The 19503-nt window shown below is 71.7% G+C and carries 17 protein-coding genes and 1 pseudogene; 11 read left to right on the top strand and 7 right to left on the bottom strand.

Annotation, left to right across the window (positions count from 1 at the left end; all coding sequences use genetic code 11):
• The first annotated feature begins 96 nt into the window (after window positions 1–96).
• A complete protein-coding gene (locus ACIBJF_RS09030; RefSeq protein ID WP_399173037.1) occupies window positions 97–702 on the top strand; it encodes a MarC family protein in 606 nt (201 codons plus the stop codon).
• A 55-nt stretch (window positions 703–757) separates the two neighbouring features.
• Here ACIBJF_RS09030 and ACIBJF_RS09035 read toward each other — a convergent pair whose 3' ends face one another.
• Window positions 758–910, bottom strand: a complete 153-nt coding sequence (locus ACIBJF_RS09035; protein ID WP_194294011.1) for a hypothetical protein — start codon at window positions 908–910, stop codon at window positions 758–760.
• 207 nt (window positions 911–1117) lie between these two features.
• Here ACIBJF_RS09035 and ACIBJF_RS09040 point away from each other — a divergent pair, with 207 nt between their 5' ends.
• Complete coding sequence (locus ACIBJF_RS09040) at window positions 1118–2023, top strand: NYN domain-containing protein (RefSeq protein WP_399173233.1); 906 nt, start codon at window positions 1118–1120, stop codon at window positions 2021–2023.
• On the opposite strand, the gene ACIBJF_RS09045 is transcribed toward ACIBJF_RS09040, so the two are convergent.
• Both ACIBJF_RS09045 and ACIBJF_RS09050 read right to left on the bottom strand, forming a co-directional pair.
• Window positions 2020–2901: an alpha/beta fold hydrolase gene (locus ACIBJF_RS09045; RefSeq protein WP_399173038.1), complete on the bottom strand. Its 882-nt coding sequence runs from the start codon at window positions 2899–2901 to the stop codon at window positions 2020–2022. The genes ACIBJF_RS09040 and ACIBJF_RS09045 overlap by 4 nt on opposite strands.
• A gap of 152 nt (window positions 2902–3053) precedes the next feature.
• The gene (locus ACIBJF_RS09050; protein ID WP_399173039.1) at window positions 3054–5489 is read right to left on the bottom strand and encodes a DEAD/DEAH box helicase; all 2436 of its coding nucleotides are present in this window, start codon (window positions 5487–5489) and stop codon (window positions 3054–3056) included.
• A gap of 406 nt (window positions 5490–5895) precedes the next feature.
• Here ACIBJF_RS09050 and ACIBJF_RS09055 point away from each other — a divergent pair, with 406 nt between their 5' ends.
• A complete protein-coding gene (locus tag ACIBJF_RS09055) occupies window positions 5896–6642 on the top strand; it encodes a ferritin-like fold-containing protein (protein WP_199832851.1) in 747 nt (248 codons plus the stop codon).
• A gap of 124 nt (window positions 6643–6766) precedes the next feature.
• On the opposite strand, the gene ACIBJF_RS09060 is transcribed toward ACIBJF_RS09055, so the two are convergent.
• The 4 genes from ACIBJF_RS09060 to ACIBJF_RS09075 all read right to left on the bottom strand — a co-directional run bounded on the left by ACIBJF_RS09060 (window position 6767) and on the right by ACIBJF_RS09075 (window position 8606).
• Window positions 6767–7027 carry a hypothetical protein gene (locus ACIBJF_RS09060; protein WP_399173041.1) on the bottom strand — a complete coding sequence of 87 codons (261 nt, stop codon included), beginning with the start codon at window positions 7025–7027 and terminating at the stop codon, window positions 6767–6769.
• Window positions 7028–7197: 170 nt separating this feature from the next.
• Complete coding sequence (locus tag ACIBJF_RS09065; RefSeq protein ID WP_323375523.1) at window positions 7198–7425, bottom strand: DUF3107 domain-containing protein; 228 nt, start codon at window positions 7423–7425, stop codon at window positions 7198–7200.
• A gap of 134 nt (window positions 7426–7559) precedes the next feature.
• On the bottom strand, window positions 7560–8201 hold the full coding sequence (locus ACIBJF_RS09070; protein ID WP_351799355.1) for a TetR/AcrR family transcriptional regulator: 642 nt from the start codon (window positions 8199–8201) through the stop codon (window positions 7560–7562).
• A 180-nt stretch (window positions 8202–8381) separates the two neighbouring features.
• A complete protein-coding gene (locus tag ACIBJF_RS09075) occupies window positions 8382–8606 on the bottom strand; it encodes a hypothetical protein (RefSeq protein WP_351799358.1) in 225 nt (74 codons plus the stop codon).
• 210 nt (window positions 8607–8816) lie between these two features.
• Between ACIBJF_RS09075 and ACIBJF_RS09080 the strand changes: the two genes are divergently transcribed.
• The 8 genes and pseudogenes from ACIBJF_RS09080 to ACIBJF_RS09115 all read left to right on the top strand — a co-directional run bounded on the left by ACIBJF_RS09080 (window position 8817) and on the right by ACIBJF_RS09115 (window position 19334).
• Window positions 8817–9800: an alpha/beta fold hydrolase gene (locus ACIBJF_RS09080; protein WP_399173042.1), complete on the top strand. Its 984-nt coding sequence runs from the start codon at window positions 8817–8819 to the stop codon at window positions 9798–9800.
• 940 nt (window positions 9801–10740) lie between these two features.
• Window positions 10741–11781 carry a DUF3152 domain-containing protein gene (locus tag ACIBJF_RS09085; protein ID WP_399173043.1) on the top strand — a complete coding sequence of 347 codons (1041 nt, stop codon included), beginning with the start codon at window positions 10741–10743 and terminating at the stop codon, window positions 11779–11781.
• A gap of 56 nt (window positions 11782–11837) precedes the next feature.
• Window positions 11838–11933, top strand: a complete 96-nt coding sequence (locus ACIBJF_RS09090) for an Ms4533A family Cys-rich leader peptide (protein WP_399173044.1) — start codon at window positions 11838–11840, stop codon at window positions 11931–11933.
• A gap of 168 nt (window positions 11934–12101) precedes the next feature.
• Window positions 12102–13819: pseudogene (locus ACIBJF_RS09095) on the top strand (ABC transporter substrate-binding protein).
• A gap of 4 nt (window positions 13820–13823) precedes the next feature.
• Window positions 13824–14852 carry an ABC transporter permease gene (locus ACIBJF_RS09100; RefSeq protein WP_399173045.1) on the top strand — a complete coding sequence of 343 codons (1029 nt, stop codon included), beginning with the start codon at window positions 13824–13826 and terminating at the stop codon, window positions 14850–14852.
• Entirely contained in the window at window positions 14849–15847 is a 999-nt protein-coding gene (locus tag ACIBJF_RS09105) for an ABC transporter permease (RefSeq protein WP_399173046.1), read from the top strand. Before ACIBJF_RS09100 ends, ACIBJF_RS09105 begins: the two co-directional genes overlap by 4 nt.
• Window positions 15844–17436: a dipeptide ABC transporter ATP-binding protein gene (locus ACIBJF_RS09110; RefSeq protein ID WP_399173047.1), complete on the top strand. Its 1593-nt coding sequence runs from the start codon at window positions 15844–15846 to the stop codon at window positions 17434–17436. The genes ACIBJF_RS09105 and ACIBJF_RS09110 overlap by 4 nt, the downstream gene beginning before the upstream one ends.
• A 236-nt stretch (window positions 17437–17672) precedes the next feature.
• Window positions 17673–19334 (top strand): glycosyltransferase, encoded by a 1662-nt coding sequence (locus ACIBJF_RS09115; protein ID WP_399173048.1) that lies wholly within the window; start codon window positions 17673–17675, stop codon window positions 19332–19334.
• The last annotated feature ends 169 nt before the right edge of the window (window positions 19335–19503 follow it).

The following is a 19503-nucleotide window of genomic DNA, read 5'->3' on the forward strand; positions in this document are numbered from 1 at the left end:
CCGACGACCGACTCTTCGGACAAGTCACTTCCCGGACCCGCCGAACCCGAGCCTACGCCGACACCCCAACCAGCTTGACAAACACAGAGGCACCCCATGTTCGACGTCGCCGTCTTCGGCTCTCTGTTCCTGACCCTTTTTGTCATCATGGATCCCCCCGGGATCACCCCGATCTTCCTCGCCCTCACCGCCGGCCGTCCGGCCAAGGTGCAAAAGCGCATGGCCTTCCAGGCCGTGTGCGTGGCGGGCGGGGTCATCGCCACCTTCGGCGTCCTGGGCCACCAGATCCTCGACTACCTGCACGTCTCCGTGCCCGCGCTGATGATCGCGGGCGGTCTGCTGCTTCTGCTGATCGCGCTGGACCTGCTCACCGGCAAGACCGACGAGCCGAAGCAGACCAAGGACGTGAACGTGGCGCTCGTGCCGCTGGGCATGCCGCTGCTGGCCGGGCCCGGTGCGATCGTGTCCGTGATCCTGGCCGTGCAGAAGGCCGGCAGTGTGGCCACGCAGATCTCGGTGTGGACCGCGATCCTCGCGATCCATGTCGTGCTGTGGCTGGTGATGCGTTATTCGCTGCTGATCATCCGGGTCATCAAGGACGGCGGTGTCGTGCTGGTGACGCGGCTCGCGGGCATGATGCTCTCCGCGATCGCCGTCCAGCAGATCATCAACGGGATCACTCAGGTCATCCGGGGGAGCTGAGCCCTCGTCGGCTCGGCTCCCCCGGAAAGCTTGAGTGGCGCGCAGCGCGTGAGCGTTACGAGGCCTGGGTGTCGGCCGGGCGGATCCACAGGCGCTGTCCGATGGCGGCGGCCTGCTGAACGATCCGGTTGACGGAGGCGGCGTCCACGACGGTGCTGTCCACGGTGGTGCCGTCGACCTCGTCGAGTCGCATGATTTCGAAGCGCATGGGCTTCTCCCTTCGTCTGGTCATCCTCCTGAGGAGAACTACTCGGTGGGCCGGAGATGTCTGCGGCCTCGTGAGTAGTCAACGGGCTGCTTGTTACAAACATTCCCTACGCTAAAGAAATTTTTCGAACGGCTAATTACTGAGTGGTAAGTGGAGGGTGGGGGACCGATCGGGAGCGGTTGTGTTCGCAGCGTGACCAACGGGACAATGGAGGTGATGAACGACGACCTGGCGGCCCTGGGCGCCCGCATCGACCACACGAACGAGCTGCTGGAACGCATGCTCGCCGAAGTGGCGAAGACGCCCTCCACCCACGCGATCTTCGTCGACGCGGGTTACCTGTACGCGGCCGCGGGCCGGCTGGTCGCCGGGACCGAGGACCGACGGGCCTTCGACCTCGACGCCGAGGGCCTGATCGAGGCTTTCATCGACCGGGCGCGCCAGGTCTTCGCGGACAGCCGCCTGCTGCGCGTGTACTGGTACGACGGCGCCCGCCGGCGCATCCACACCGCCGAGCAGCAGTCCATCGCCGAACTCCCCGACGTCAAGGTCCGCCTCGGCAACCTCAACGCCAACAACCAGCAGAAGGGCGTCGACTCCCTGATCCGCAGCGACCTCGAATCGCTGGCGAGGCACCGCGCGATCAGCGACGCGGCCCTGCTCGGCGGCGACGAGGACCTGGTCTCGGCGGTCGAGGCGGCGCAGGGCTACGGCGCCCGCGTCCACCTGTGGGGCATCGAGGCCCCCGAAGGCCGCAACCAGGCCGAACCCCTCCTCTGGGAGGTCGACAGCCAGCGCACCCTGGACCTGGAGTTCTTCAAGCCGTACGTCTCCCGCCGCACGGCCGCCGCCTACGACGCCACCGCGGGCACCCGCCCCACCCGCGAGGACGTCCGCTTCGTCGGCGCCCAGATCGCCGCGAAGTGGCTCGTCTCCCGAGGCCGCGAGGCCCTGGTCGAACTGCTCCCCGGCCACCCCTACCTCCCCGGCTCCGTCGACCAGGACCTGCTGGTCGAGGCCGAGGTCCTGCTCCAGTACTCCCTGCGCGGCCAGGCGGACCTGCGCCGCGCCCTGCGGGACGGCTTCTGGGAGCATCTGCAGACGCAGTACTAGCCCCGTCCGGCGGTGCTGTCCCAGAAGTCGGCGATGGCGCGGGCCGTGGCGAAGGGCTGGTCGGTGTTGGGGGAGTGCTCGGCGTTCTCGATCACCGTCCGCCGTGCGTTCAGCCGTGCCGCCATGTCGTCCAGCAGGGGCAGCGGCCAGGTGTCGTCCCGTGCGCCGGACAGGACGTGGAACGGCAGCGGCAGCGCGGCCAGTTCCGTGACACGGTCCGGTTCCGTGCACAACTGGCGTCCGGTGGCGAGGAGTTGCGCGGGCTTGGTGCTCAGCCAGCGGCGCTGCAGGTCGTCCCGGTCGTCGAGGCCGCCGTCGAGCGCCGCCGTCTCGGTCTCCTCCGGCGTCTCCATCGCCCGCATCGCGTCCCACACCTGGCCCATGGTCATCACCGCGAGCGCGTCCCGCAGCAACTTCACGCGCTGCTGCTGGGGTTCGGAGATCTGCGCGGGGCCGGAGGCCATGAGGGTGAGCGACCGGAAGGGCGCGTGGTCGAGCAGTACGGCCGCGCGCGAGATCTGCCCGCCGAGGGAGTGCCCCAGCAGATGCACCGGCTCCCCGAGCGCCTCGGCCTGCGCCAGCACGTCCCGCGCCAACTCCTGCTGGGCGTAAGCCGATTCGTCGGCCTCGGGCCCGTCCGACTCGTGCTGCCCGCGCCCGTCCACAGCCACGGTCCGGTACCCGCGCCGTGCGAGCGGAACGTGCAGCGGATTGAAGTCCTCCTTGCTCCCGGTGAACCCCGGCAGCAACAGCGCCACCCCCCGGGGCTCCACCCCGGCGGCCACGGGAGCGTCGACGACGGCGAACTCCCCGCGCGCGGTCCGCAGCGCGTACGCGCGGGCACCGGGAGGCGGGACAAAGGTGTCGGGCCTGCTCATGGGGAGAGGCTATCGGGCCCGGGATGCCCTGTGCGGCGACTGGGCGGGGGCGCCCCGAAAGCGCGCGGATCACGCGGGAGCGGCGCGGCATCCGGAAATGGCGACGGCCCGGCCCCCATCGGGGACCGGGCCGTCGCTCGTCGGGTGCCGGATCAGCCCTCGGCGGCCTCGACGGCGGCCGTGGCCTTACGCGTACGGCGCCGCGGCTTGGCCTCCGGCTCCTCGGTGGCCTGTGCCGGAATCTCCGCGGTGACCGCCTTGGCGACGGCCTTACGGGTCCGCCGGACCTTCGGAGCTGCCACCTCGGCATCCCCGTCCGCCTCGACGACGGCGGCGGCCGTCTTGCGGGCGCGGCGGGGCTTGGCCTCGGCCTCCGGGGCCTCGGTCGGCTCCGGCGCGGCGGCGGCCTTCTTCCGGGTGCGGCGCGGCTTGGCTTCCGCGCCCTCGGCCGTGTCCACGGCGGCCTCGGCGGCGGCGGCCGTCTTCCGCGTGCGCCGCGGCTTGGCCTCGGCCTCGGGCGCCTCGGTGGTTTCCGGCGCGGCGGCGGCCTTCTTCCGGGTGCGGCGCGGCTTGGCTTCCGTGCCCTCGGCCGTGTCCACGGCGGCCTCGGCCTTCGGGGCCTCGGTCGTCTCCGGGGCGGCGGCGGCCTTCTTCCGGGTGCGGCGGGGCTTGGCCTCGGCCTCGGCTGCCTCGGTGGTTTCCGGGGCGGCGGCGGCCGTCTTGCGGGTGCGGCGCGGCTTCGCTTCCGTGCCCTCGGCCGTGGCGACGGCCGTCTCGGCGGCGGGCTCGGCCGTCTTGCGCGTACGGCGGCGCGGCTTCGCCTCCGGAGCCTCCACGGGCGCGGCCTCGGCCTGCGGCTCGGCGACCACCGGCGCCGCCTCGGGGGCGACGGCCGTCTCGGTCGCGGCCGGCTCCGCCGACTTGCGGGTGCGGCGGCGGCGCGGCTTCTCCGGGGCCTCCGGGGTCTCCAGCTGGGCCGGGCCCTCCGCCGTGTCCACGGACTCGACGGCGGCCTCGGTGGCCGTCACCTGCTGCGCCGGCGCTCCGCCGCGCGTACGGCGACGGCGGCGCAGCGTGCGGGGAGCGCTGGACTCCTCCACGCCGGCGGCCTCCGGGGCGCCCGGCTCGGACGCCGGAACCGCGGTGGTCGCGGTGGCGTCGGCCGGTGCTCCGCCACGGGTGCGGCGGCGACGGCGCGCCGTACGGTCCGTACGCTCGTGCTCGGCGGTGCCGGACTGGGGCCGGCCGTCACGCTCGCCCCGGCCACCACGGCCGCGGCCGCGTGCGCCACGCCCGCCGGTCTCGCCGAGGTCCTCCAGCTCCTCCGCGTCCAGACCGGCACGGGTCCGCTCCGAGCGCGGCAGGGTGCCCTTGGTGCCCTCGGGGATGCCGAGGTCGGAGAACAGGTGCGGGGACGAGGAGTACGTCTCCACCGGGTCGTTGAAGTCCAGCTCCAGCGCCTTGTTGATCAGCTGCCAGCGCGGGATGTCGTCCCAGTCGACGAACGTGATCGCCGTACCCTTGGCGCCCGCGCGGCCCGTACGCCCGACCCGGTGCAGGTACGTCTTCTCGTCCTCGGGGGACTGGTAGTTGATGACGTGGGTCACGCCCTCGACGTCGATGCCGCGCGCGGCGACGTCGGTGCAGACCAGGACGTCCACCTTGCCGTTGCGGAAGGCGCGCAGCGCCTGCTCGCGGGCGCCCTGCCCGAGGTCGCCGTGGACCGCGCCGGAGGCGAAGCCGCGGCGCTGGAGCTGCTCGGCGATGTCGGCGGCCGTGCGCTTCGTACGGCAGAAGATCATCGCCAGTCCGCGGCCCTCGGCCTGCAGGATGCGGGCGACCATCTCCGGCTTGTCCATGTTGTGCGCGCGGTAGACGAACTGCTTGATGTTCGCGACCGTCGCGCCCTCGTCGTCCGGCGCCGTGGCGCGGATGTGCGTGGGCCGGGACATGTAGCGGCGCGCGAGTCCGATGACGGCGCCCGGCATGGTCGCCGAGAACAGCATGGTCTGGCGCTTGACCGGCAGCATGTCGATGATCTTCTCGACGTCGGGCAGGAAGCCCAGGTCGAGCATCTCGTCGGCCTCGTCGAGGACCAGGCACCTGACGTGCTTCAGGTTCAGCTTCTTCTGGCCCGCGAGGTCGAGCAGCCGGCCCGGGGTGCCGACGACCACGTCGACGCCCTTCTTCAGGGCCTCCACCTGGGGCTCGTAGGCCCGGCCGCCGTAGATCGCGACCACCCGTACGTTACGGACCTTGCCCGCGGTCAGCAGGTCGTTGGTGACCTGGGTGCACAGCTCGCGCGTGGGGACGACGACGAGCGCCTGCGGGGCGTCGGTGAGGGATTCGGGGGCGGCGCGTCCGGCCTCGACGTCGGCGGGGACGGTGACGCGCTCCAGGAGCGGAAGACCGAAGCCCAGCGTCTTGCCGGTGCCGGTCTTGGCCTGGCCGATGACGTCCGTGCCGGAAAGGGCGACGGGGAGCGTCATCTCCTGGATGGGGAAGGGAGTGATGATGCCGACGGCCTCCAGGGCCTCGGCGGTCTCGGGGAGGATCCCGAGGTCTCGAAACGTCGTAGTCAGGGTCATGCCTCTTCTGTGTGCGCGGCGCGAGGCGAGCGCGGGGGTCATGTGCGACCGTGCCGGGGACGTCGGCTGCCGTACGGGCGAGCCACTCAAGGCAAGCCGTATGACACGGGACCTCTGCCGACGCTCTAGCGCTCGTACCGCTGAGGGTGTCCCTCCGGTCGTCGTACGTACTGTGCCGTACGGCCAGGGAGGGCTGTCGGGTCGGAGCCGATCGGGCCACCGACCGGGCATCCTCATGCGTGCGGCCCGTTCGGAGCCGTCGAACACCGTCGACGCACTCTGGCAGGCGCATTACCACCATACCCCGGATTCGCGCACATGCGATGGCCGATTTGGTCACGTCATGGTCGTCACACTGATCGGTCATGACCTTCCGGCGCCACGCGAGCGGGCTATTGTGCGCCTCATGACTAGCTCTGACAAGCCTGAGAACGCGTCCGCCGCCTCCGCCGAACCCACCGGTGTCGCCGCCCAGGACTGGGCGCAGGCCTCCGCCGACCCGCAGTACCGCGCCGCCGTCGTGGACCTGCTCGGCGCGCTCGCGTATGGGGAGCTGGCGGCGTTCGAGCGGCTCGCGGAGGACGCGAAGCTCGCGCCGACCCTCGCGGACAAGGCGGAGCTGGCGAAGATGGCCTCGGCCGAGTTCCACCACTTCGAGCGGCTGCGGGACCGGCTGACCGAGATCGGCGAGGAGCCGACGGCCGCGATGGACCCGTTCGTCGCGGCCCTGGACGGCTTCCACAAGCAGACCGCGCCCTCGGACTGGCTGGAGGGCCTGGTCAAGGCGTACGTCGGCGACTCGATCGCGAGCGACTTCTACCGGGAGGTCGCGGCGCGTCTCGACTCCGACACGCGTGAGCTCGTCCTCGCCGTCCTCGACGACACCGGGCACGCCGGGTTCGCGGTGGAGAAGGTGCGGGCCGCCATCGACGCCGACCCGCGGGTCGGGGGCCGGCTGGCGCTGTGGGCGCGGCGGCTGATGGGCGAGGCGCTGTCGCAGTCCCAGCGGGTCGTCGCCGACCGGGACGCGCTGTCCACGATGCTCGTGGGCGGGGTTGCCGACGGGTTCGATCTCGCCGAGGTCGGGAAGATGTTCTCCCGGATCACCGAGGCGCACACCAAACGGATGGCTGCGCTGGGCCTCGCGGCCTGAGAAGCGGAGCGCTCCGTGGTGGGCGCGGGGACGCTCGCGGCCGCGGGCGCGTTGCGGTTGCTCGCGCCCGGCGGCGGAGCCGCAGATCGAACACAGCCCCGCGCCCGAGGCGGCTCGGCGTCGCCTACGCCGTCAATGATCGTCGGCGGAGCGGGCGGAGCAGGAGGGACAGGGACGCCGCCGAGATGATCGCGGCGCCCAGCAGGCTCAGCCAGACGGTGCCGGTGCCGAGGGCGGTGTGGGTGACGAAGTCGCCGAAGAGGGCGCCGGCGACGCCCGTGCAGAGCACCAGCGGGCGGGCCGGCAGGCGGTGGGACAGGCGGTACGACGCCGCCCAGGCGAGGACGAGACCGAGCACGGCGGATCCAAGCGCTTCCAGGATCATCTCCAAGTCCCTCCCACGGCACGTCTGCCCTTGACGGTCGTAGCCCGTCATACCCGTGACCTGCGGAGTGCAATCCTCCGCTGTGGAGGAGTCGTGCTCCGTCTGTGCGCTTCGCTCATACAGAAGGGCCCGGCGGCTCGCGGCTGCCGGGCCCTTGTGCATGACGTCGCCTACAGCGCGCCGAACCCCACCTTGCGCACGGTCGGCTCGCCGATCTCCACGTACGCCAGGCGGTCCGTCGGCACCAGGACCTTGCGGCCCTTCTCGTCCTGGAGGGTCAGCAGCTGCGTCTTGCCGGACAGCGCCTCGGACACCAGGCGCTCGACCTCCTCGACACTCTGACCGCTCTCCAGAACGATCTCGCGGGGCGCGTACTGCACGCCGATCTTGACCTCCACGGCTATGTCCCTCCGACGGTCAGTGATGTGCGCGATCTTCCGCGCCGTACCCAGCACACATTAGCCCGGTGAGAGGACCCGCACGCTGTCGGCCGGAACGCCGTCAGCGAACAGCGCACGGGAACAAACGGCCGTCAGTGGTGTTCGGCGCCGTGCAGCGGGAAGCCGGCGATGCCCCGCCAGGCCAGCGAGGTCAGCAGCTGCACCGCCTGGTCGCGCGGCACGCTGCGGTCGCTGTGCAGCCAGGAGCGGGCCACCACCTGGGCCAGACCGCCGAGGCCGGAGGCGAGCAGCATCGACTCCGCGCGCGACAGGCCCGTGTCCTCGGCGATGACGTCGCAGATCGCCTCGGCGCAGTCGTTGGTGACCTTGTCGACGCGCTCGCGGACCGCGGGCTCGTTCGTCAGGTCCGACTCGAACACCAGCCGGAAGGCGCCGCCGTCGTCCTCGACGTAGGCGAAGTAGGCGTCCATGGTCGCCCGGACGCGCTGCTTGTTGTCCGTCGTCGACGCCAGCGCGTTGCGCACGGACTGGATCAGCGACTCGCAGTGCTGGTCCAGCAGCGCTAGGTAGAGGTCGAGCTTGCCGGGAAAGTGCTGGTAGAGCACGGGCTTGCTCACGCCGGCCCGCTCGGCGATGTCGTCCATCGCCGCCGCGTGGTACCCCTGCGCGACGAAAACCTCCTGGGCGGCGCCCAGCAACTGGTTCCGTCGGGCTCGGCGTGGCAGACGTGTGCCACGCGGGCGTGCTGCCTCAGTTTGCTCGATGGCTGTCACGCCGCCTCCCAAAGTCGTCCATATCGCGGTGTCAGCCGCGCGGCCATCGTACTTTCCGGTAACCGTGGTGTGCGCGGTGCGAGCGCAGAATTTCACGTACCGGACGGCGACGAAAGCTGCGGTCGGGCTCCTCGCGAAGTGCAGCGGGCCCTTCGCACGGCCCGCGGGAGTCCGGCGAGGTCAGCGGTAGTCGTCCTCGTCGAGCGAGACCACACGCGCCTGTTCGACCAGATCGGCCTCGTTCGCGCGGTCCGGATCCACGCCCGTCAGGGGGTCGTCACGGTCCGGCTTGATGTCGGCGTGCTGCTCGGCGGCGTCCACCTCGTTGGCTTCGACGTCGATCTCAGGGGCCGTCTCGGCTTCCAGATCCTCGATCGTGTCGGGTTCGGTGGGGTCATAGGCCATGGTGGGCTCCCTTCCTACGAACGTCCCTGGAACAGCAGGGGCCACATACGGGTGCCCTGTGTACGAGCCTAGGAGACGGCGCAACCGGATGCCATGCCGTCCTGCCTGTTCGCAGCGGACCGGTTCGGTTCCGGTTCACTCGTGACCCGCGCGTCACTCTGTGACGCCGAACACATGAATCGCGACGTGATCACCTCGTAACATTGCCGCATGTCTTCGACCGAGTCGCCGTCCGTTCCGGCCGCCAGTGTCCTTCCGAGGGTGGCGCCCGTCCGGGTCGGCGAGGGCGAGCGGCTGCGGTCCGTGGGGCTGCCCGGGGTCACCCTCTCGATCCGGTCCCGCCGTCCCGCGCGCGAGGGCCTGCCGCCCGCGCTGTACGTCCACGGGCTCGGCGGATCCTCGCAGAACTGGTCGTCGCTGATGGCCGAGCTGGACGGCGTCGTCGAGAGCGAGGCGGTCGACCTGCCGGGCTTCGGCGACTCCCCGCCCCCGGACGACGGGAACTACTCGGTCACCGGGCACGCGCGCGCGGTGATCCGCTATCTCGACGCCGCCGGCCGCGGCCCGGTCCACCTGTTCGGCAACTCGCTCGGCGGCGCGGTCGCCACGCGCGTGGCCGCCGTACGCCCCGACCTCGTCCGTACACTCACGCTCGTGTCGCCGGCTCTGCCGGAACTGCGCATCCAGCGCACCGCGGCGCCGACCGCACTGCTCGGCGTGCCCGGTGTCGCCGCCCTGTTCACCCGGTTCACCAAGGAGTGGACGGCCGAGCAGCGGGTGCGCGGTGTCCTGGCGCTCTGCTACGGCGACCCGGGTCAGGTGTCGCCCGAGGCGTTCCAGCACGCTGTGGAGGAGTTGGAGCGGCGGCTGCAACTGCCGTACTTCTGGGACGCGATGGCCCGCTCGGCGCGTGGGATCGTCAACGCCTACACGCTCGGCGGACAGCACGGTCTGTGGCGCCAGGCCGAGCGCGTGCTCGCGCCGACCCTGCTGATCTACGGCGGCCGCGACCAGCTGGTCGGCTTCCGCATGGCCCGCCGGGCCGCCCGCGCCTTCCGCGACTCGCGCCTGCTGTCCCTGCCGGACGCCGGGCACGTGGCGATGATGGAGTACCCGGACGTGGTGGCCACGGCGTTCCGGGAACTCCTCGCGGAGACCGGGGACGCCGGCACCGACTCGGGTACGGGGAGCTGAGGCCGGAGTGGGACGCCACAGCCGCCGGAGCCCGTCTCCCAAGAGCGACTCCGCGGACACGACCGCCGCAGGGCGGAGGAGCGGTACCCGAGGCGGACAGCCACTGCTGCCCGGCCAGCGCCAGGCACCGCTGAGCACGACCGGCTCCGGTGCCGGGTTCCCGCCCCCCGGCCCGCCGGTGCATGATGCGCCGCGGTTCACGGAGGGGGTCCTGGTGCAGGGCGTGCCGCCGCTTGCGGAGGGGACTCCGGCGCACGGTGTCCCGAGGTTCCCGAACGGGACGCCGACGCAGGGTGTACCGCGTTTCGGCGAGGGAGCTCCGGCGCGCGGTGTGCCCCGTCTGCCCGATGGGACCCCTGCGCGGGGCGTCCCGAGGCTTTCGGACGGCACTCCCGCGCATGGCGTGCCCCGTCCGCCTGACGGCACACCGGCGCGTGGTGTCCCGAGGCTTCCGGACGGCACACCTGCGCGCGGTGTGCTGAGGTTGCCTGACGGCACTCCGGCGCACGGTGTCCCGAGGTTCCCGGATGGGACGCCGGCGCAGGGTGTGCCGCGTTTCGGCGAGGGAGCTCCGGCGCGTGGTGTCCCGAGGCTCCCGAACGGCACGCCTGCGCGCGGTGTGCCGAGGTTGCCTGACGGCACTCCGGCGCACGGTGTCCCGAGGTTCCCGGATGGGACGCCGGCGCAGGGTGTGCCGCGTTTTGGCGAGGGGGCTCCGGCGCGTGGTGTGCCTCTTCTGCCCGATGGGACCCCTGCGCGGGGCGTCCCGAGGCTTCCGGACGGCACTCCCGCGCACGGCATGCCCCGTCTCCCCGACGGCACCCCCGCGCACGGTGTCCCCCGTCTTCGTGAGGGGGCTCCCACTCGTGGTGGGCACCCTGAGCAGCGGGATGCCGGTGGTGGTTGGGATGAGTACGCGGGGGCGGCCGGGCCCGGTGTCGTGCTTCCGCGGCAGCGGCCCACCGGGCCGGGGGGCGGGGCCGGGCCCTGGCAGGAGTACCTCGACGCCTTCGCCGAGGGGCGCGCCGCCGGCGTCGGCCTCGACGACGACATCGACGTCTTCGCGCCCCGCACGGGGAAGCCTCGCCCCGTCGAGGAACACCCGGCCGACGCGCCGGAGGCGGACGCCGACGACGCACCCCCGGCCGGCCCGCCCGCGCAGCACCCCGCCGGCCTGCCCGCTCAGCGCTCCGGCGGCAAGGGGCGGGCGTTCACCGGAATCGCGGCGGCCGCCGTCACCACCGTGCTCGCCGTGGTCGTCGCCGGCCAGGTGACCGGCTCGCACCGCGACGGCGAACAGCCGAGCTCCGCCGCCGACCAGGCTCAGGACGCACGCGCCCCCGGTGCTGAGGCCCCGTCCGCCTCGCCGGGCACGGTCACGCTGTCGTACGAGCAGAAGATGGACCGGACGTACCCGCTCAGCGCCACGCTGAAGGGCTCGGGGAAGTTCGAGACCGTGCCCGGTTCCGCCAAGGCGCCGGGCAGGGGACAGAAGTACACCTACCGCGTGGACATCGAGCAGGGCCTCGGCCTGGACGGCGAGCTGTTCGCCGAGGCCGTGCAGAAGACCCTGAACGACGACCGCAGTTGGGCCCACGACGGCGCCCGTACCTTCGAGCGGATCTCCTCCGGCAAGCCGGACTTCGTGATCACGCTGGCCAGCCCCGGTACGACCGCCAAGTGGTGCGCCAAGTCCGGACTCGACACGACCGAGGACAACGTCTCCTGCGACTCGGCCGCCACCGAACGAGTGATGATCAATGCATACAGATGGGCTCAGGGCAGCACGACATATGGGGACAAAATCCACGCCTACCGGCAGATGTTGATCAACCACGAGGTCGGTCACCGGCTCGGCCACGGCCACGTGACGTGCCAGAAGGACGGCGAACTCGCCCCCGTCATGCAGCAGCAGACAAAGTTCCTCGACCATGACGGAATCCACTGTCTGCCCAACCCCTGGCCCTATCCCACGAGTTGACAGCCGCCGCTTATGTCACATTGACATGAGACGGATGTTCGTTCATATTTCTGCCCATGTGGTCTAGTCATGTCGTCCGTGAGGGCGCAGCCATCGAGCTGGCGCTCTTCGGCGTGACCGCACTCTGCGTGTCCGACATCCACTGTCGCTGACGCCGCCCTCTGGCGTTCGCGTCGCGACCCTTTTCCTCTTTTTGCGTCCGTGGCTGAGTCACGGGCTGAGTCATGGATTTTCGACGACCAGACGCCGGGGCTGACGTCTGCCCGCAATCGTCTCACTCCTTGTCTGTCAGTCTCAGTATTCGAGAGGTCGTCATTCCGATGCGTCAACCGTCCGTCATAGCGCGCCGCGCGGCAGCGGCATCCGTCAGCCTGGTCGTGGCAGCGGGCGCAGCCGCCTGCGGCCCGAAGGACAACGATGCCAAGGGCTCCGGTGGCGACTCCACGCCCCACAAGGGCGGCACCCTCACGGTGCTCAACTCCGAGCCGCAGACCGACTTCGACCCGGCCCGCCTCTACACCTCCGGCGGCGGAAACGTCCCTTCGCTGGTCTTCCGCACCCTCACCACGCGCAACCGCGAGAACGGCGCGGCCGGTGCCAAGGTGGTCCCCGACCTCGCCACCGACACCGGGCGTCCCAACAAGGACGCGACCGTGTGGACGTACACCCTGAAGAAGGGCCTCAAGTACGAGGACGGCACCCCGATCACCTCGGCCGACATCAAGTACGGCATCGAGCGCTCCTTCGCCCCCGAACTCTCCGCGGCGCGCCCTACTTGAGGGACTGGCTGGTCGGCGCGGCCGACTACCAGGGCCCCTACAAGGACAAGAAGGGGCTCTCGGCGATCGAGACGCCGGACGCGCGGACCATCGTCTTCCACCTGAACAAGCCCGAGGGCGAGTTCCCGTTCCTCGCCACGCAGACGCAGTTCACCCCGGTGCCGCAGAGCAAGGACAACGGCACCAAGTACGAGGAGCACCCGGTCTCGTCCGGCCCGTACAAGGTCGTCAAGAACGAGAACGACGGCGAGCACCTGGTCCTTGCGCGCAACACGTACTGGTCGGCGGGCGTCGACGACCAGCGCAAGGCCTACCCGGACACGATCGACGTCCGCTCCGGGCTCGACTCGTCCGTGATCAACCAGCGGCTGTCCGCGTCCCAGGGCGCGGACGCGGCCGCGGTCACCACGGACACCAACCTCGGACCGGCCGAGCTCGCCAAGGTCAGCGGCGACAAGGAACTGGCCGCGCGCGTCGGCACCGGTCACTTCGGTTACACGAACTACATCGCCTTCAACCCCACCGTGAAGCCGTTCGACAACCCGAAGGTGCGGCAGGCGATCGCCTACGCCGTCGACCGGTCCTCGGTGGTCAACGCGGCCGGCGGCAGCGCGCTCGCCGAGTCCGCCACCACCTTCCTGCCCGACCAGAAGTCCTTCGGCTACACGCCGTACGACCCGTTCCCGGCCGGTGCGTCCGGCAATCCGGCCAAGGCCAGGGAACTGCTCGCCCAGGCCGGCTACAAGAACGGGCTCACCGTCACGCTGACCCACTCCAACGCCAAGGACTTCGAGACCAGCCCCGAGATCGCGACCGCCATCCAGGATGCGCTCAAGAAGGCCGGCATCACGGTCAAGCTCCAGGGTCTGGAGTACAACGACTACCGGGACAAGATCCACGGCGTGAAGACCGAGCCCGGCTTCTTCCTCGCGCACTGGGGCGCCGACTGGCCCTCCGGCGGCCCCTTCCTGGCCCCGATCTTCGACGGTCGCCAGATCGTCAAGGACGGCGCGAACTTCAACACCGGCCTGCTCGACGACAAGTCGGTCAATGCCGAGATTGACGCGATCAACAAGTTGACCGACCTTGACGCCGCCGCCAAGCGGTGGGGTGCACTGGACGAGAAGATCGGCGAGAAGGCCCTCGTCGTGCCGCTGTTCCACCCGGTCTACAAGCGTCTGTACGGCAAGGACGTCAAGAACATCGTCATCAGCGACTGGACCGGCGTGCTGGACATCTCGCAGGTCGCGGTGAAGTAGCGCCGTGAGCGAGGCACTCGTCGCCGTCGAGGCCGCCGGGACGGACGCTTTCGTCCCGGCGGCCTCGGGGGCCCGTCAGTTCTGGCGGCGGCTGCGCGCGCAGCGCGCCGCCCTGGTCGCCGCGGCCGTCGTCGCGCTGCTCGTCCTGGTCGCGCTCGCTGCGCCGCTGCTCACCGCGCTGGAGGGCCAGGACCCCACCACATACCACCCGTCCCTGATCGACTCCGCGCGCGGGGGCGTGCCCACCGGCTCCCTGGGCGGTATCGGCGCCGACCACTGGCTGGGCGTCGAACCGCAGACCGGCCGCGACCTGTTCGCCCGCCTGGTGTACGGGGCGCGGGTGTCGCTGGGCGTCGCGCTCGCGGCCACGGTGGTGCAGGTCGCCATCGGGGTCGCGGTCGGTGTCGGCTCCGCGCTCGGCAACCGAAGAGTTGATCAACTGTTGAGCCGCGCCACGGACATCATCGTCTCGATGCCGTTGATGATCATGTCGTTGGCCCTGCTGGCGATCGTGCCGTCGAGCTTCCCGCGGCCCGTCCTGGTCACCCTTGTCATCGGCCTGATCGCGTGGGGCAACATCGCGAAGATCGTGCGGGCCCAGACGCTCTCCCTGAAGGGGCTCGACTACGTCGCCGCCGCAAGGCTGAGCGGCTGGGGCGCCTGGCGGGTCGCCCGCCGAGAACTGCTGCCCGCCCTCGCCGCGCCTGTCATCACGTACGCCGCCCTGCTGGTGCCCACGAACATCTCCGTCGAGGCGGCGCTGTCCTTCCTCGGCGTCGGCGTGAAGCCGCCCACCCCGTCCTGGGGACAGATGCTGACCGCCGCTGACGTCTGGTACCAGGCCGCGCCCCAGTACCTGCTGCTGCCGGCCGGCGCCCTGTTCGTCACCGTCCTTGCCCTCACCGTCCTCGGCGACGGCGTGCGCACCGCCCTCGACCCGCGCGCCGCCTCCCGCCTGCGCGTCGGCACCGGCCGCAAGGACGCCAAGGACGCCGAGAAGGGCGCCGAGAGCGACAAGGAGGCAACCGCATGAGCGGCCTCGGCGGCTTCCTGCTGCGCCGCGCCGTCGGCGTGGTGGTCACCCTGCTCGCCATCTCGGTGATCGTCTACGTCGTCTTCTACGTCACCCCCGGCAACGTCGCCCAGATCACCTGCGGCCCGCGCTGCTCACCGGAACAGGTGCACCAGGTCGCCCAGCAACTCAAGCTCGGCGATCCGCTGTACCTGCGCTACTGGCACTTCCTGGAAGGGCTCTTCGTCGGCCAGGACTTCTCCACGGGCACCGCGGTCGAGCACTGCGCCGCGCCCTGCCTGGGGCAGTCGTACCAGACCGACCAGCAAGTCCTGGACATCATCCTGACCAAGCTGCCGGTCAGCCTGTCGCTGGTCGTCGGCGCCATGGTGGTGTGGCTCGTCCTCGGCATCGGCACCGGTGTGCTGTCCGCGTGGCGGCGCGGCCGTGTCTCCGAGCGTGTGCTGACCGCGATCACCCTCGCGGGCACGGCCACGCCCGTCTTCGTCATCGGCCTGGTGCTGATGATCGTCGTCTGCGGCGAACTGCAGCTGCTGCCCTTCCCGCAGTACGTGAACTTCTCGGACGACCCCGAGCAATGGGCGTGGAATCTGCTGCTGCCCTGGCTCTCGCTCGCCCTGATCGAGGCCGCGGCCTTCGCCCGCCTCACCCGTGCCGCCATGCTGGAGACCCTCGCCGAGGACCACATCCGCACCTTCCGGGCCTACGGCGTCGCCGAGCGTTCCATCGTCGGCCGGCACGCCCTGCGCGGTGCCCTGGCGCCCGTGATCGCGCTGAACGCCAACAACGTCGGCTCGGCCGTCGGCGGTGCCGTCCTCACCGAGACCCTCTTCGGGCTGCCCGGCATCGGCCAGGAGCTGGTGCACGCGGTGAACGTCGTCGACCTGCCGGTGGTCGTCGGCATGGTCCTGGTCATCGGCTTCTTCGTGGTCCTCGCCAACGCCGTCGCGGACGTCCTGTACGCGGTGGCCGACCGACGGGTGGTACTCCAATGAGCCTGGTGGAAGTCACGGACCTGACCGTCGAGTTCGGCGCGCTGCGGGCCGTGGACGGACTCTCCTTCAGCCTGCCGAAGGGCGCCGCGCTCGCCCTGGTCGGCGAGTCCGGCTCCGGCAAGTCCACGGTCGCGGGCGCCCTGCTGGGCCTGCACCGCGGCACCGGGGCCCGGCTCACCGGCTCGGTCCGCGTCGCCGGCACCGACGTACAGGCGGCCCCGGACGAGGAGCTGCGGCGGCTGCGCGGTGCCAAGGCCGCCATGGTCTTCCAGGACCCGCTGTCCTCGCTGGACCCGTACTACGCGATCGGCGACCAGATCGCCGAGGTCCACCGCGTGCACACGCGCGTGTCGCGTCGTGCCGCACGCGCGCGTGCCGTGGAGGTGCTGGACCGGGTGGGAATTCCGGACGCGGCACGGCGGTCGCGGTCCCGCCCGCACGAGTTCAGCGGCGGCATGCGCCAGCGCGCCCTCATCGCCATGGCCCTCGCCTGCGAGCCGGACCTGCTGATCGCCGACGAGCCGACCACCGCCCTCGACGTCACCGTCCAGGCCCAGATCCTCGACCTGCTGCACACGCTGCGCGAGGAGACCGGCATGGGCCTGCTGCTCGTCACCCATGACGTGGGCGTCGCCGCCGAGAGCGTGGACGACGTCCTCGTCATGCGGCACGGCAGGGTCGTCGAGCAGGGGCCGGTCGGCACAGTCCTCGCCGCGCCCACCGCGGCGTACACCCGGGAACTCCTCGACGCTGTCCCGTGCGTGGACACCCGCCGTACCGGCTCCCAGGCCTCCGGCGAGGTCATGCTGGAGGCCACCGGGGTGCGGCGCGAGTTCGGCCGCGGCAAGCGGGCGTTCGCGGCCGTGGACGACGTCTCGCTGACCGTCCGCCGCGGTGAGACGCTCGGCGTGGTCGGTGAGAGCGGCAGCGGCAAGACCACGCTCGGCAGGATGCTGGTCGGGCTGCTGGAGCCGACCGCCGGCGCGATCCGCTACGAGGGGCGCCCGCACACCGGCGTGAACCCGGCCGTCCAGATGGTCTTCCAGGATCCCGTCTCCTCCCTCAACCCCCGCCGCAGCGTGGGCGAGTCCATCGCCGATCCGCTACGCGCGCGTGGGGACCACGACGAGGAACGCATCCGGGGGCGCGTGAGGGAACTGCTGGAGCGCGTGGGGCTCGAAAGGGCGCACTACGACCGCTACCCGCACGAGTTCAGCGGCGGCCAGCGCCAGCGCATCGGCATCGCCCGGGCGCTCGCCGCCGACCCGCGCGTCATCGTCTGCGACGAGCCGGTCTCCGCGCTCGACGTCACCACACAGGCCCAAGTGGTCGAGCTGCTCGGCGAACTCCAGCGGGAGCTCGGCCTCGCGCTGGTCTTCATCGCCCACGACCTCGCCGTCGTACGGCAGGTCAGCGACCGGGTCGCGGTGATGCGCCAGGGCCGGGTCGTCGAGTACGGGCCCGCCGACGAGGTGTACGACAGCCCCCGCGAGCCGTACACCAGGCAGCTCCTGGCCGCTGTACCGGCGCTCGACCCGGAGCTGGCGGCACAGCGGCGTGCGGCGCGGCGTGAGCCGGCCGTGGCGTAACGTTTCGTGCACGGTTGATCGCGCTGTGAGGCCTTAGCGCGGCCGAACGTGACCCGCACGCGAAAGTTACGACCGTTCACCCCTTTTGGTGGCGCGATGGACAACCGTCCGTCGCGCCACCGCCTTGTCCCCTTACGTTCGTCCCGCTGCGAGCCGCCGAGCGGCGGCTCACCGGACGGGAGATCGGGGGTGCACACGTGCGCATCGGACTGCTTACGGAAGGTGGCTACCCGTATGTGAGCGGTGACGCCGGACTCTGGTGCGACCGGCTCGTGAGCGGGCTCGACCAGCACGAGTTCGACATCTACGCGCTCAGCCGCAGCCGGCACCAGGAGGACGACGGCTGGGTCGCTCTCCCACCGCAGGTCAGCCGGGTGCGTACGGCGCCGGTGTGGACGGCCGAGGACGACCGGGTCGCCCACGGACGGCGCACGCGCCGGCGCTTCACCGAGTGCTACGGCGAACTGGTCGCCGCCGTGTGCGCCGGAGCCGACCCGGTGTCCGGGGACGGAGCCACCGACATGGCGGACCGTTTCGGCAGCGCGCTGTACGGACTCGCCGAACTCGCCCGCGAGGAGGGCGGACTGGTCGGCGCCCTGCGCTCGGACGCCGCCGTACGCACCCTCGAACGAGCCTGCCGCGCCCCCGGCGCGCTGCGCACGGCGCGCGAGGCGCGCGTACCCGATCTGCTCACCGTCACCGCACACCTCGAACGCGCCCTGCGCCCCCTCTCCCTCGGCTGGTACGGCGACGAGGACCTCGGCGCGGCCGACCTCTGCCACGCCACCGCCGGCGGCCCCGCGGCCCTCACCGGGCTGCTCGCCCGGCACTTCTGCGAGGTGCCGCTGCTCGTCACCGAGTACGGCGTGCAACTCCGCTCGCACTACCTGGCCCTCGGCCCCGACACCGCCGCCCCCGCCGTGCGCGCGCTGCTCGGCGCCTTTCACGGCCGGCTCGCCGCCGAGGTCTACCGGCGCGCCGAGGTCCTCACCCCCGGCAACGCACACGCCCGCCGCTGGCAGGAGAGGTGCGGCGCCGACCGGGCCCGGATCCGCACGGTCTACCCGGGCATGGACGCCACCCGCTTCGCGGAGGTCGGCGAGGCCCCGGACCGCGCCGACCCCGGCGCTCTGGTCTGGGTCGGGCGCGTCGAACCCGCCAAGGACCTGATCTCGCTGCTGCACGCCTTCGCCGAGGTCCGCAAGGAGGAGCCCAAGGCGCGCCTCAGGATCGTCGGCGCGCCCGACGGACCCGAGGGCGCGGCCTACCTCGGTCACTGCCGGGCGCTCGCCGCGCAGCTCTTCCCGGACGAGGCGGAGGGCGTGCACGCCGTCGGCGACAACCCGGTCTCCTTCGAGGAGATCGGCGACCCGGAGGCGCCCACGCTGCCCGAGGTGTACGCGGCCGGTGCGGTCGTCGTGCTGTCCAGCGTGGTCGAGGGCTTCCCGATCGGCCTGATCGAGGCCATGTTCTGCGGCCGGGCCACGGTGTCCACCGACGTCGGTGCGGTGGTGGAGGTCATCGGCGGCACGGGACTCGTCGTGCCCCCGCGCAATCCGCGGGCGCTCGCCGAGGCGTGCGTGGCGCTGCTGCGCGACCCCGAGCGCCGTGAGCGCCTCGGCGCCGCCGCGCGCGCCCGCGCGCTCGAACTGTTCACCGTCGAGCAGAACATCGCGGCATTTCACGGCATTTACCTGCAGATCGTCTCGCACTGCCCGGTCCGCCGGGTCGTCCTCGACGAGGCCGGTGACCCCCTGCCGTTCGCCACGCCCGCAGAGTCCCACGTCCCGGGCCGCTGGACCGGCCCCACGGCCCGCGTCCTGCCCCGGACCGCCCCCAACTGGGCCACGGCCCCACCGGTCCGCGCGACACGACTGGCCGCTGCAGAGGGGGCGTGATGAGCACACGGGACGACCGCACGGGCGGTGAGCGCACCGGGGCGGTGGACGAGCTGACCGAACGGGGCACACCGGGGGACCTCGGCCCGTGGGGCACGGGGGCGCCGGGTGGGCTGGAGGACGCGGACTCCACCGCGAGTGCGCCGGAGGCGCTGAGCGGGTTGAGCGC

Origin of the sequence: Streptomyces sp. NPDC050743 (genome assembly GCF_044456925.1) — a bacterium.
Taxonomy (GTDB): Bacteria; Actinomycetota; Actinomycetes; order Streptomycetales; family Streptomycetaceae; genus Streptomyces.